Origin of the sequence: Bacteroides coprosuis (genome assembly GCF_020741705.1) — a bacterium.
In the GTDB taxonomy this organism is placed as follows: Bacteria; Bacteroidota; Bacteroidia; order Bacteroidales; family Bacteroidaceae; genus Bacteroides_E; species Bacteroides_E coprosuis.
Window position 1 is genome coordinate 1 of the sequence record NZ_DYYK01000127.1, and the last position, 13176, is coordinate 13176.

13 protein-coding genes are annotated in these 13176 nt (G+C 34.7%); 3 read left to right on the forward strand and 10 right to left on the reverse strand.

All coding sequences use genetic code 11. The annotated features are described in order from the left end of the window. Both K8V80_RS07155 and K8V80_RS07160 read right to left on the reverse strand, forming a co-directional pair. The coding region (locus K8V80_RS07155) for an FGGY family carbohydrate kinase (protein WP_276776576.1) at positions 1-163 on the reverse strand (163 nt) is incomplete at its 3' end. Positions 164-193: 30 nt separating this feature from the next. Continuing rightward, positions 194-1783, reverse strand: coding sequence for a glycerol-3-phosphate dehydrogenase/oxidase (locus K8V80_RS07160; RefSeq protein ID WP_276776535.1), 1590 nt, complete (start codon positions 1781-1783; stop codon positions 194-196). A 309-nt stretch (positions 1784-2092) separates the two neighbouring features. Between K8V80_RS07160 and K8V80_RS07165 the strand changes: the two genes are divergently transcribed. Next, complete coding sequence (locus tag K8V80_RS07165) at positions 2093-2857, forward strand: DeoR/GlpR family DNA-binding transcription regulator (RefSeq protein ID WP_006743944.1); 765 nt, start codon at positions 2093-2095, stop codon at positions 2855-2857. A gap of 61 nt (positions 2858-2918) precedes the next feature. Here K8V80_RS07165 and glpC read toward each other — a convergent pair whose 3' ends face one another. From glpC to glpA, 3 genes are read right to left on the reverse strand one after another with little or no spacing between them, the layout of a single operon-like run. Further along, positions 2919-4139 carry an anaerobic glycerol-3-phosphate dehydrogenase subunit GlpC gene (gene glpC / locus K8V80_RS07170; protein ID WP_006743945.1) on the reverse strand — a complete coding sequence of 407 codons (1221 nt, stop codon included), beginning with the start codon at positions 4137-4139 and terminating at the stop codon, positions 2919-2921. Positions 4140-4146: 7 nt separating this feature from the next. Beyond that, positions 4147-5409 carry a glycerol-3-phosphate dehydrogenase subunit GlpB gene (gene glpB, locus K8V80_RS07175; RefSeq protein ID WP_276776538.1) on the reverse strand — a complete coding sequence of 421 codons (1263 nt, stop codon included), beginning with the start codon at positions 5407-5409 and terminating at the stop codon, positions 4147-4149. Then, a complete protein-coding gene (gene glpA / locus K8V80_RS07180) occupies positions 5406-7046 on the reverse strand; it encodes an anaerobic glycerol-3-phosphate dehydrogenase subunit A (protein ID WP_006743947.1) in 1641 nt (546 codons plus the stop codon). Before glpA ends, glpB begins: the two co-directional genes overlap by 4 nt. Positions 7047-7481: 435 nt before the next feature. Here glpA and K8V80_RS07185 point away from each other — a divergent pair, with 435 nt between their 5' ends. Both K8V80_RS07185 and K8V80_RS07190 read left to right on the forward strand, forming a co-directional pair. Next, positions 7482-7676, forward strand: a complete 195-nt coding sequence (locus K8V80_RS07185; protein WP_006743949.1) for a hypothetical protein — start codon at positions 7482-7484, stop codon at positions 7674-7676. A 142-nt stretch (positions 7677-7818) separates the two neighbouring features. After that, the gene (locus tag K8V80_RS07190; RefSeq protein ID WP_276776542.1) at positions 7819-9222 is read left to right on the forward strand and encodes an alkaline phosphatase; all 1404 of its coding nucleotides are present in this window, start codon (positions 7819-7821) and stop codon (positions 9220-9222) included. Between the two features lie 327 nt (positions 9223-9549). Here the strand turns inward: K8V80_RS07190 and K8V80_RS07195 are convergent, their stop codons facing one another. The 5 genes from K8V80_RS07195 to efp form a co-directional block, all read right to left on the reverse strand. After that, the gene (locus tag K8V80_RS07195; protein ID WP_006743953.1) at positions 9550-10314 is read right to left on the reverse strand and encodes a UDP-2,3-diacylglucosamine diphosphatase; all 765 of its coding nucleotides are present in this window, start codon (positions 10312-10314) and stop codon (positions 9550-9552) included. 21 nt (positions 10315-10335) lie between these two features. Further along, positions 10336-10650, reverse strand: coding sequence for a metal-sulfur cluster assembly factor (locus K8V80_RS07200; RefSeq protein WP_006743954.1), 315 nt, complete (start codon positions 10648-10650; stop codon positions 10336-10338). A 125-nt stretch (positions 10651-10775) separates the two neighbouring features. After that, positions 10776-11471, reverse strand: a complete 696-nt coding sequence (gene radC / locus K8V80_RS07205) for a RadC family protein (protein WP_276776546.1) — start codon at positions 11469-11471, stop codon at positions 10776-10778. Between the two features lie 22 nt (positions 11472-11493). Next, a complete protein-coding gene (locus K8V80_RS07210; RefSeq protein ID WP_006743956.1) occupies positions 11494-12483 on the reverse strand; it encodes a glycosyltransferase in 990 nt (329 codons plus the stop codon). A gap of 107 nt (positions 12484-12590) precedes the next feature. After that, positions 12591-13157, reverse strand: a complete 567-nt coding sequence (gene efp, locus K8V80_RS07215; RefSeq protein WP_006743957.1) for an elongation factor P — start codon at positions 13155-13157, stop codon at positions 12591-12593. Positions 13158-13176 lie beyond the last annotated feature (19 nt).

Consider the following 13176-nt stretch of genomic DNA (forward strand, 5'->3'; position numbering starts at 1 on the left):
ATGAAGACCAAATTTCGTGAGGATCATGTTCTACCCATCCACTTTGTGGAAAATATTGGGTGAATTCCTTTTGAGCAACAGAACATATTTCGCCTGAGTGATTAAAAATAATTGCTCTGGAACTTGTAGTACCTGCGTCGAATGCTAAAATATACTTTTCCATATGTGTTAGATTTTAAGTGCTGATTTGTGTTTATTTTGTCGTTTGAGGTTTGTATTGTATTAGTAAATAATTTTGAGCTAATTCGATAAAATCATTTACTTGTTGGTTTTCCCAATCTTTGTCTTTATTCATTTCTTTAGCCATAATGCTTGCAACTTTTGGTGCAATGTCTATTGCTGCCCTGGCGTCAAGGAATAAAGCTCTGAGTCGTCTAGCGAGGACATCTTCAATTGTAAGAGCCATTTCATGGTGTATAGCCCATACAACTTCTGCTTTTATAAAGTCAAAACGAGGGTGAAGAGTATCTCTTAGTTCGGGTTGATTATCACAAAGTTCTTGAATCTTTTTTAAATCAGACCCATATACATAGCTAAAGTTAGAGCGATCTGTTGTCGTTTGGTATCCATGAATCCTTAAATTTTTAGAAACACACGCTTTGTTTTCAAGGTGACATACCTCAATAGCTTTATCTAAGGTTTCTTCAGCCATCTCTCTATAGGTAGTCCATTTTCCTCCTGTTACTGTCACTAATCCACTATCAGAAGCTATTATTTTATGACTTCTTGATATTTCTTTTGTCGAATTACTACCTTTTTTAGGAGCAGCAAGTGGTCTTAGTCCAGCAAACACCGATAATACATCTTCTTTGGTTGGCTGTTTCTCTAGGTATTGACCAGCCGTTTTCAGTATAAAGTCTACTTCTTCTTCAAGTGCTACTGGCTCAAGAACAAACTCCTTTAGGGGAGTATCAGTAGTTCCTAAGATGGCTTTCCCGTGCCATGGAACTCCGAATAAAACACGGCCATCACTGGTTTTTGGAATCATAATTGCAGAGTCCCCTCCTAGAAATGATTGATCTACAACCAAATGAACACCTTGGCTAGGGCGTACAATATTATCATCCTCAGGCGCATCCATTTGTAGTATTTTATCTACAAAAATGCCTGTAGCATTAATAATTGATTTTGCTTTTATCGTAAATTCTTGATTGGTTATTTTATCAATCGCTGTAACCCCATTGAGTGTGGCATTTGTGTTTTTTGTTAAAGAAGTAACTTCTATATAATTTGCGGCAGTAGCATCATGTTCTATTGCTGTTTGTAGAAGATTAATAGCTAAACGTGCATCATCAAATTGCCCGTCATAGTAAACTACTCCACCTTTTAAGTTTGATTGTTTAATTTGAGGAATTTCTTTTAGAACTGTATTCTTTTTAAGAGGTTTAGACCTTCCCAAGGTTCTTGAACCAGAGAGAATATCATAGACTGTCAGTCCTATTGTATAGAAAGGTTTTTCCCACCACTTATAGTTTCCGATGATGAACCGTTGACTCTTAAATAGATGAGGAGCATTTTGTTTCAATCGGCCTCTCTCGCGTAAAGCTTCAATAACTAAGCTAACATCGCCTTGTGCTAAATATCTAACTCCACCATGTACTAATTTGGTACTTCGGCTAGATGTCGATTTAGCAAAATCATGTTGTTCTAGTAATAAAGTCTTATATCCGCGTGAAGCAGCATCGACCGCTAAGCCTAATCCAGTAGCACCGCCACCGATAATTAAGACATCCCATAATGTTTCGGGATTCGCGATCTTATTAATTTGATCACTTCGCTTCATATCAATACATTGTTAGAGGTTAACTACCTCAAATGTAGAAAATCAAATTTATATTAACAAGCAAAATCGTAAATAAAAGTAATATATCGAAAGTATATTTTTGAATATCGCAACATATTGAGTTTTGAATATTCTATTATGCTTTCGGATTGTGTAATTATTTGTATTTCTATTTTCGTTTTTATAAAATAAAAGTGTAACTTTGATATAAACATAAAAATAGGGCAAGTAAAATGCTTTTATTTGCTTTTATAAGTATAAGATTATTCACATAAAGCGTTAGATACTAATACTATAACACTGTTTGATATGGGAAATATTGCTCAAAGACATAAGTATATTCTTGACGAATTAAAGAAGGATGGCTTTGTCAAAGTACAAGATTTAAGTAGAAATCTTGATGTTTCGGAAGTTACGATTCGAAAAGATTTGCGATTGCTAGAAAGTAAGAAACTTTTGATTCGTAATCATGGTAGTGCAAGTGCGCTAAGTTCCTTAATTACAGATAGACACGTCGATGAAAAAGAGAAACTTTATATTGAGGAGAAAAGACGCATCGCTGAAGCTGCAAATAATATGTTAGAGCCCAATGATAAGATTATTATTGCGTCAGGAACTACACTTCTTACTTTTGCTAATCACATTGATATGCAAAAACATTTAACAGCTATAACTTCTTCTGTGAAAGTATCGTTAACTCTTTGCTATCACCCCAATATAGAGGTAGTACAATTAGGAGGCAGTATGAGAAAAAACTCGGTTTCTGTTATTGGACATTATGCCGAACAAATATTAGGAACTTTAGCTTGTAATAAGCTTTTCATAGGAGTAGATGGTATTGATTTAAATTACGGATTAACTACAAGTAATATGAATGAAGCTTATATCAATCAAAAAATGATAGAAGTTTCGGATAAAGTTATTGTGCTAACCGATTCATCAAAGTTTGGACAAAGGGGTTTTTGTAAGATTTGTGATTTTAATAATATACATCAAATCATTACAGATACAAATGCTCCCGCTCACATGGTAGAAATGATTCGTGAGATGGGAATAGAAGTTACATTAGTGTAAATAAGTTCTCTCTATACGATACAAAAACAAAAGCAGTGAAATTTCACTGCTTTTGTTTTTACTAGTCTTCTAGTGCTTTTGCTAAAATCGAAATGGGATGTTCGCATTTCGCACTAGTAGACATCTCAATTTGCCACTTACAGGTTTCACAGTCGGTGACTACATAATCAATATCACTTTCTTCAATCTGTCTAAATAATGGATCACCGATATCTTGTGAAGTTTTATAATTTTCTTTCTTAAATCCGTATGTTCCTGCTATACCGCAGCAGTTAGAGTCTAATACTGTTAATTCAATATTAGGAATCAATTTTAATAGCTCAATAGAGTAATATGCCCAGCCTAATTTTTCCATATGGCAAGGTGTGTGATAAGCTACTTTTATTTTTTTATTCCCTACTTTAAGCTTTTTATCTGATTGGCTTAGCAGGCGATAGATATATCTAGTAGCTAGCTCTACTTGGTCTTTAACATCTTTATTGTCTATGTTTAATAAGTGAGGATACTCATCTCGAATAGTAAAGGTACAAGTAGATGAAGTGGCTACTACAGGGCGCTTCTTTTCTAATACTGATTCTCTAATTGCTGAAATGTTAACGTTAGCTTGCTTCTTAGCTTGGTTAATTAATCCATTTGAAATTAAGGCAACACCACAACACTTTTCTTTGCTAAGTAGTTGTACACCGATACCTAATGCATTAAATACCTTAATCATATCTTTACCTAACTGTGGATTGTTGTAGTTTACATAACAACCATGGAAATAACTTACTTGATCAGTATATTTATCTTGTTCTTTTTGAGCATTCTTTTTATACCATGATTCAAAAGTTCCAAATGCATACTTAGGAAATGTTCTGTGATGATCAATCTTAAGAGTTTTATCTAGGACTACTTTGGTCGCTTTTAACCCTAATATAGGGTTTAGGATAGGAGCAAATGGAGTAGCTAATGTTCCCATAATATCAGTATTAGCCAATAGCATATCTCTTAGTTTTGGCTTTTTCTTGCTGTATTTAATACGAGCTGATTGAATGATATCCCCGATTTTTACATTGGATGGGCATGCTACTTCACATCGCTTACAATTAAGACAGTACTTCAAAGCCTCGTCATAAAAATCAGCTTTTTTTAAGCGTAAACGCTCTCCATCAGGTCCGGCTTGTTTGGGGCCTGGGTAGTTGGGATTTACTTTTGCTACAGGGCAATATACAGTACAAATTGTACATTTAATGCATTGCTCAAAGTTATTGTTACTTATATTATATTCTTGGAGTTTCATATGCTTCTTATTTTCTAAGTATAGTGTTTGCTACATGAAGAGCAGTTAGAATTGAAACACCAGCTCCACATCCTTCCTTTATGGCGTTGAATGCTTCTAGTCCTGCTCCTATAATGTATAGATTGTCTAGAGATTGTCCTTTTATTTGCCCTTGAAAATCGTTGTTGGTTTTGATTCCGAAAGACATGTAGGGTTGAGCGTTGAATACGTTATTGTCGTACCATTCTTCTCTATGATCAATATGGTTCACATCTAAGTTGAAGATGGGCTCATATATTTTATCTCTACTAGCAACCAATCCTTGGCTAAAATAGCTCCCTGTTGCTAAAACAAAATTATTAGCATGGAAAGGTATATCTCCATGGTTGAAGCTATAAACTTTTTCGAGTTTATTGTTTTTAATATCTCCTTTTACGATGTTGTCACCTAGCATATATACACCTCCTAAACTGGTGTAAGCTTCATGCAAAAACTGCTGTATCTTGATACCAATTACAGATGGTGGGAGTGTAGGTAGTAAGAATATGGGTTTGCCTACTTTTTCTTCTAAATCTTGGATGATTTGGTCATTGTCTAAGCTTAATATCGCTGGGAATAGAATAGCTTCTGCATCTTTACTTCCCTCTTTAAGAATATGAACTAATTCGTTGAATTCTTTATCGTTTAAGCGATCCATCACGTTGGTGATGTTACTAGATCTCAGTTCGCTTGGGTTTCTGCGAAGTCTATCTAGGCTTTCAAGTGTAAATTCAGTTATTTTGCTTTTTGTGCCTAGTTTTAGTAATGCACTAGCTATGAATTCAGGGTAAAAATCAAGAAAGCCACTCATATTGAAAATCGCTACTTTTTCCCATGGGAGTTTTTTGCTTTCTTTCGTGGTAGCAAAAGGATTTACTGATAACCAAGTTGATTTAACTTCTCCTAAAGGTGATATGCGATAATGATTCTTTTGAGTTGAGCCCAATAAAGGAATTCCTAATTCTCTTAAAAAAGTTTCGGCCTCTTGAGTCAAATTTGCAAATAACTCTTTCCCCAATTTACTATATGGGTGAAGGTTGTTTAGTGTTACTAATTTATCTATTTCTTCTATAGGTTGTTGTACAGCTGTCCCATCTGGTAAATTATTTAGCAAATCAAAAGAACCTGAAGAAAAATGAATAGCACTTTGACCAGCAGACACTATAGCACATTTCTTATTTTGCTGACATAATTTTATACCACAGATTAATCCTGCTAATCCTCCTCCTATTATTACTGTATCAAATCTCATTGGTTAACGATTTTAGAGTCCGACAATCCGCAAACACTTTCATAAATCCAAGCTGTATATTCACTGCCTCTTAATCCTTCTCCCCATGCGGTTGGGTAGATTCCTTTCCATCTTTCATTAAGGAATGATGATAAATCTGCTTTGGCTTTGGTTGGGCATGCTCCAGTAGATTTATTCATTAATCCTGCTGCTCTACAAGCACAAAGCTCACCCTGGCAAGTACCCATACCAACTCTAGTACGTCTTCTTAAATCCACTAAATTGTGTACATCAAGTTCTTTTAAAGCATAATTCACTTCACCTACCGATATTTCTTCACACTCACAAACGAGGCTATTGTCTCTTTCGGTATTTCCTGAAAGTTTTTCAGCCATATCTCCATGACGATAAATAGCAGCTTCTTTTACAGTGTGTGGCATAGAAACAATCTTTTTAGATATTTCTTCTTTTGTTTCTCTTGAGCCCGGAAGTAGATCTTCGTCAGTAGTACATTTCTTATCTATGTTTAATTTCTTGCAAACTAAATCAGTAGCCCATTCGGCCATTAAGCGATAGGTCATTAACTTACCTCCAGTAATGGTGATAAATCCTTTTAATCCATCTCTTTCTTCATGATCTAATAGCACAATTCCACGACTTGTTTTTCTTCCATCAGGATCATCATCAGCCGCTACAAGTGGTCTTACACCAGCATAGCCTCTTAATATTCTAGTTTGTGACAAAATAGGTGCTAGTTTTTCTCCTTCTCTAAGAAGTAAATCTACTTCATCTGGAGTAACATGCATATTGTCTATTTGATCATATGGTACTCTTGTAGAAGTTGTACCTATTAGTGCAATAGTATCCCCTGGTACAAGGATATCTGCATCTGCTGGTTTACGACATCTGTTTAAAACTACATTATTAACACGGTGTCCAAAAATCAGCAATGAACCTTTTGCTGGGAACATGCGTACTTTTAAATCTGCATATTCCGAAATGTGCTGTCCCCATATACCTCCAGCATTCACTACTAGCTGGCTATGGATTTCATATATCTCTTTTGTACGGTGGTCTAGAACTTTTACTCCTACAATACGATCTTGTTCTCTTAAAAGTCCTACTACCTCATGATAAGTTTTTAAGTCTGCTCCATGTTCTTTTGCGTCAATAACATTGGATGCGGTTAATCGAAAGGGGTCTACAGAGCCATCGGGGACCTTTACAGCGCCCACTAATGTAGGGTTTGCTGAGGGCTCCATTAATAAAGCTTGTTTCGGATCTATAACTTCAGCTTTTATTCCTGCTTCTAAGCAAGATTGAACGAAAGTTTTTTGATATTCTAAATCATCTTCGGGTAAGCTTAGGAATAAACCATCAGTTTTGTCAATGCAGTGGCGTGCTACTCTTTTAAGTATCATGTTTTCTTTAATACACTCTACTGCAGATTCTTTATCGGTTACAGCATAACGTGCTCCACTATGTAATAGTCCGTGATTTCTACCTGTGGTACCTGATGCTATATCGAAACGTTCCAAGAGTAAGGTTTTAAGTCCTCTCTTTGCACAATCTCTAGCTGTACCAGCTCCTGTTGCTCCTCCACCTATAATGATAACATCATAGGTAGGTGTTATTGTGTTTTGATTGTTCTGGTTCATTGGTTAACAATTTAGTGTGATACAAATAACGTGATTTATTTTGATTAATAAAACTAAATCGAAATAAAAATGTAAGTAAACGAAAGTAATTCATTCTTTTTAGTTCTTGGAAGAGTTTGTTTATCTCTAGAATCTTTTGGATACTACTCAAGTTATGCCTTATTATATATTGCATTTGTATTACAATTAATTTTATAATTAGTTTTATATAAGTATTTGATATACAGCAATTTGTTGTTTTTAGATAGGTGATATTATAAATACATTACAACATTTACTTCTCTGAATAGGCTAAAATGATAATTTTTATAAAAAATGACTTTCGATTATGTTATTTATCGAAAGGTTTTTATTATATTTGTGATAAAGGATGTCAAAATAAGATAATAAAGACTCCTAAAAAGTCAAATTCGTTTAATTGTTAAAAGTTGTATTATGTCTAAGATTTGTGAGATGAAGATTCAAGAGGATACTAGAATTTATACTCTTGGTGCAAAGGAAATTAGAGAGGCGAATGAAGTAAGGAACGAGTCTGCAACCTATGTTGAAGTACTCTCTTTCTTAAGAGATATATTTAACTTAGTTGACTTTTCTGGTATTATAAGTAATTCGAAAAAAACAATTCTATAAGTTTTTGTTTCGTTTAGCTAGCTAAACTTCATGATATCGTATAACGCATATGTTGTGGTTGTTTTCCACAGTATATGCGTTAATTTATTTATGCTTTTGTATATTTGTCTCAACTTCAAACAAACTATAATCGAAAATAATCATGAAAAAGACATTAAGTTTATTTATTCTCCTGTTTGTATCTGTTTCGCTTTTTGCTCAAGGTAAAGCTAAATATGTGTTTTACTTTATTGGAGATGGCATGGGAGCAGATCAAGTTAATGGGACGGAAATGTATCTTGCCGAAAAAGAAGGTATGATTGGAGTAAAACCTCTTATTTTTACTCAATTTCCTGTGATGAGTGTCGTTAATACTTATTCTCGTACGAACTCCGTAACTGATTCTTCAGCTGCTGGAACGGCTTTAGCTACTGGAGAAAAAACGTACAATGGTGCAATAGGTGTAGGTAAAGACAAGGAAAAACTGACGAGTGTAGCTGAGCGTGCTAAAAAGGCGGGTAAAAAGGTAGGAGTTATAACTAGTGTTAGTGTAGATCATGCTACTCCTGCTGCATTTTATGCTCATCAACCTGACAGAGGAATGTATTATGAAATAGCTCACGATTTACCTCTTGCAAATTTTGACTTTTATGGAGGTTCTGGTTTCTTGAAACCTGATAAAAATGCTGATGGGGAAAATGCTCCTAGTATTTATCCTATGTTTGAAAAAGCAGGGTATAAATTGTATAGTGGCTTAGATGAGTATTCGCAATCTAGTAGAGATGAAAAATTGATATTAATCCAAAAAGAGGGTTCTGATAAAAATGCTCTGCCCTATGCTATTGATCGTAAAGCAGGAGATTTGACTTTAAAAGAAATTACACAGAGCGCGATAGAGCATTTATCTTATAAAAATAATAAAGGATTCTTCCTTATGGTTGAAGGTGGAAAAATAGACTGGGCTTGTCATGATAATGATGCTGCTACAGTTTTCCACGAAGTAATAGATATGGATGAAGCTATTGCTGAAGCTTTTGCTTTCTATAAAAAGCACCCTAAAGAAACATTAATTGTAGTTACTGCTGATCATGAGACAGGTGGTATTGCTTTGGGGACGGGTAAATATGCTTTAAATCTTCAATCTTTACAATATCAAAAGGTGTCTGCTAATCAATTGTCTACCTTGATGAGTAATCTTCGTAAGGAAAAAAACAACAATGTGACTTGGGAAGATATGAAGCAGCTCTTAGGAGAAAATATGGGTTTCTGGAAAGAGGTGAAACTGACATGGGAACAAGAAAGAAAACTTAGAGATGAGTTTGAACATAGTTTTGTCCAAAAGAAACAAGGCTTTGAAGAAAGTATGTATACTAAAACTGAGCCGATGGCTGCGAGAGCGAAAGAAGTAATGAATGAAGTAGCAATGGTAAGTTGGGCTTCACATTCACATTCAGCAAATTTTGTTCCCGTTTTTGCTATCGGTGTTGGAGCTGAATTATTTAACGCTAGATTGAATAATATTGATATCCCTCACAATATATCTAAAGCAGCTGGTTACAAGTGGTAAAAATATTTCTTGTAGATAGTAAGAATTAATAATAGCCCCACCTAAGTTTTATCTTAGGTGGGGCTATTATTTGGAGTATATGGAAATTCTCTATCCCTTACAATTTGAAGTGGGTTAGATATGTTTTGACACCGACATGATGATGACATGTCGGTGTCATGATGAGATCATGATACCGATATGTTCTCTTCTTAATCCAGAAGTAGAGAAGGTTTTTATGAATTAAGTTTGAGGATATCTTGTATGGGTGAATTGTGTTAATCACAAACTAAAAGTCCTGCTACAAAGCTGTGGCAGGACTTTTATCTATTAATTATTTCCTATAATTTATAATTCTGAATCTCCTTCAATATATTGTTCTAAAAAGAAATGCTCACCATCAAATACTGCATAGGAAAAATAGTTAATCCAATCTCCTAAAATAGTAGCTCTTGTTGTTCTGGAGAGCATTAAATCTAGCATAATATGTCTATGCCCATAAATAAAGAAGTTGATATTAGGGTGTTCTTTTAAGTAGTCTTTCGTGTAGCGTATTAAAAACTCTTTGTTTTCACCCATAAATTCAGGGTCTTTTCCATTGACTCTTTTTTCTCTACTGTGCTTGGCCCAGTTTAATCCAAAATTCAGTCCCCATCTAGGGTGTATCGCAGAAAAACATTTTTGTAGAAACTTGTTATGAAACATCTTTCGGAGGAATTGGAACCCTTTATCTGGGTCTCCTAGTCCATCTCCGTGAGCTAGATAGAATATCTTACCATTAATTTCAGTAGTAAAAGGTTCTCTATGCATTATGACTCCACATTCTTTTTCAAAATAATCATTACACCAAATGTCATGATTACCTATAAAATAATGTACTTCGACACCACTATCTGTTAGCTCAGAAATTTTCCCTAAAAATCTAGTAAAGCCTTTGGGTACTGCATATTTATATTCAAACCAAAAATCAAACATATCTCCTAAGAGATATATTGCTGAGGCTTTATCTTTTATTTCATCAAGAAATCGTACTAATTTTCGTTCTTGAGTTCTTCCGTGTTTTATAGCTCTCGAACCTAAATGAGCGTCAGATAAGAAGTATACACTTTTCATTCTTGACCAAATTATATTGAATTAAAGAAAACCTAGTTCAAGAAGAGCTTCCTCACTCATCATATCTCTATTCCATTCAGGTTCAAATGTTAAGTCTATTTTTACAGATTTAACTCCTTCTATAGATTCCACTTTTTGGTGAACATCTTCTAAAATAAAGTCTACGGCAGGGCAATTAGGAGCAGTTAGTGTCATTGTGATAACTACATCTAAGTCGTCTGAAACATTGATTTCATAAATTAGGCCCAGATCGTAGATGTTTACTGGGATCTCAGGGTCATATACTGTTTTTATTCTTTGAACTATTCTTTGTTCTATTTCAAATTTAGTTGTCATAATCTTATAATCTAAGTTAGTGTGGCAAAGCTAAAGATTTTCTTATTAAGGAACACTTTAGTTTAGTAAAAAGTTTATGGACGTATTTTCTATCTTTGTGAAAATAGAGGCTGTTGTTCTTTCAATTAAAGAATACCTTTGTCGGCAAAGCTATAATAACTTCCATCGGTGATGATAAGATGATCGATAAGTAAAATATTCATAACTAGACTAGCTTCTTTGATTTTCTGTGTAAGTTGTTTGTCGCTAATGCTGGGCTGTGTGTTTCCTGAGGGGTGATTGTGGATAAGTACAAGCTGAGTAGCTCTGTGTACTAAAGCCTCTCTTAAAATAGATCTAACATCGGCATAAGTTCCATCAATGCCACCTCTACTAATTTGTGTGTGTTTAATGATTCTACAAGCTTGATTTAAAAGTAAAATCCAAAACTCTTCTTGAACAGCATCGCATAGAATAGGATGGAAGAGTTGGTAAATATCTGTAGAGCATCTATAAGTTTTTCTCTGGGTAGCTTCTTGGCTTTGTCGTCTATTACCTAGCTCTAAAGCCGCCTTTAGAGTCGCATATTTGGCTGCTCCTATACCATTAAAAGCCATAAATTCACTACTACTCCATTTTGCCATCTGGCTTAAGTCTTCGTTGCAGTGAAGTACCATTTTTCGAGCTAGCTCTACGGCACTTTCATCTTTATTTCCCGAACCTAGTAATAATGCGATAAGTTCTACTGTAGTTAATTGTTCTGCACCTTGGTTTATTAGTTTTTCACGAGGACGATCCTCTTCTGCCCATTGATGCATTGTTAGTTTGATAGGGCTAGTCATGTTTAGCTAAGGTTAATTGTGTTTATTTATAAAAACTATTCTCAAAGGCAGCAAATTCTTCTTTTTTAAGAACACATCTTCTCCACCATGCTAGTATAAATCCTGTACCATATCCTATTAGTTGTATGAAAGCAGCAGCTACTGATAATATACCAATATGAGTGCTATTATTTTTTAGTGTAGAGTCAACAAATACAAGAATACTATATATGATGAGAGGTAATATGGCCCAAGGATAGAATAAAGCTCCTATTAAAAAGAAACAAGTAAAGATCGTAAATAGAGCAGGCAGAGTATGAACGAGTTTCAAAGACTCAGGATATCTTTTGTAAAGATTTATTCGTGCGATACCAGAGTTATGCACTTGTTTGAAGAAACGTTTTAGGTTAGTTCTTCTTTTGTGATAAACCCATGCACCAGCTATATATCGACAATCGTATCCTCCTTTGAAAATTCGAATACTGAAATCAATGTCTTCACCAAATCTCATTTTTGAAAACCCTCCTAAAGCGAGATAAACTTCTTTTTTTATCCCCATATTAAAGCTTCTTGGATAAAATTTGTCCATTTGTTTTTTTCCTCCCCGTATGCCTCCAGTGGTGAAGAAGGAGGTCATTGCATAGTTAATTGCTTTTTGAATGGGTGTAAAAGAGCTATGAGCACAATCAGGGCCTCCAAAAGCATCAATAGGATTCTTCTTCAAGAAACTTTCAATAGTTTCTAAGTAAGTGCGAGGAAGAATACAATCTGAGTCTAGTATGATGAGATAGTCTCCATTACTTCTTTCGGCACCATAGTTGCGAGTATTACCTGGTCCGCTGTTTTTCTTTTGATAATATTTTATATCCAAATCATTATTGTATTGGGATACAATATGATGACATGGTATTTCAGAGCCATCTTCAATAATCAATACTTCAAATTCCTTATAGGTTTGATTGATTAAGCTAGCTAGAAGTTCGTCTACTTCATTCGGGCGATTGAATACGGGAACAATAATAGAATAAAACATAGTAGAGCCTGTTTATGATGTGGATAATAAATATTTGTGTTTTGTCATAGTACAAAAAAGGTGGTAATCATCAATAACGATTACCACCTTTTTGTGATATGTTTAGATTATGCTTTTACGCGGCCCATATAAGCACCAGAGCGTGTATCTACTTCTATAGTTTCACCTTCGTTGATGAAAAGAGGAACTTTTACTTCTGCTCCAGTTTCAAGTGTAGCTGGTTTAGTAGCATTTGTAGCAGTATCTCCTTTTAATCCAGGTTCAGTATAAGTTACTTTTAATTGTACCTTCTGAGGAACTTCAGCAAATAAAATTGTTTCTGATTCTGCATGGCTTACTACTTCTAGTACATCACCTTCTTTTAAGAAGTCAACACCAGTAATTAGCTCTTTTTGAACACTTACTTGGTCGAAAGTTTCTTGGTTCATGAAAACATATCCCATATCATCTTGATATAGATATTGGAAAGGACGACGTTCGATACGTACCTCTTCTAGTTTTACTCCTGCATTAAAAGTCTTATCAATCACTTTTCCAGTAGTTACACTTTTTAGTTTAGTACGCACAAATGCTGCACCTTTACCAGGTTTAACATGAAGAAATTCGATAATGAAGTAGTAGTGTCCGTCAAGGTCTATACACATTCCGTTTTTGATATCTGCTGTGGTAGCCATATTTGTTTTTTTTGCTAAT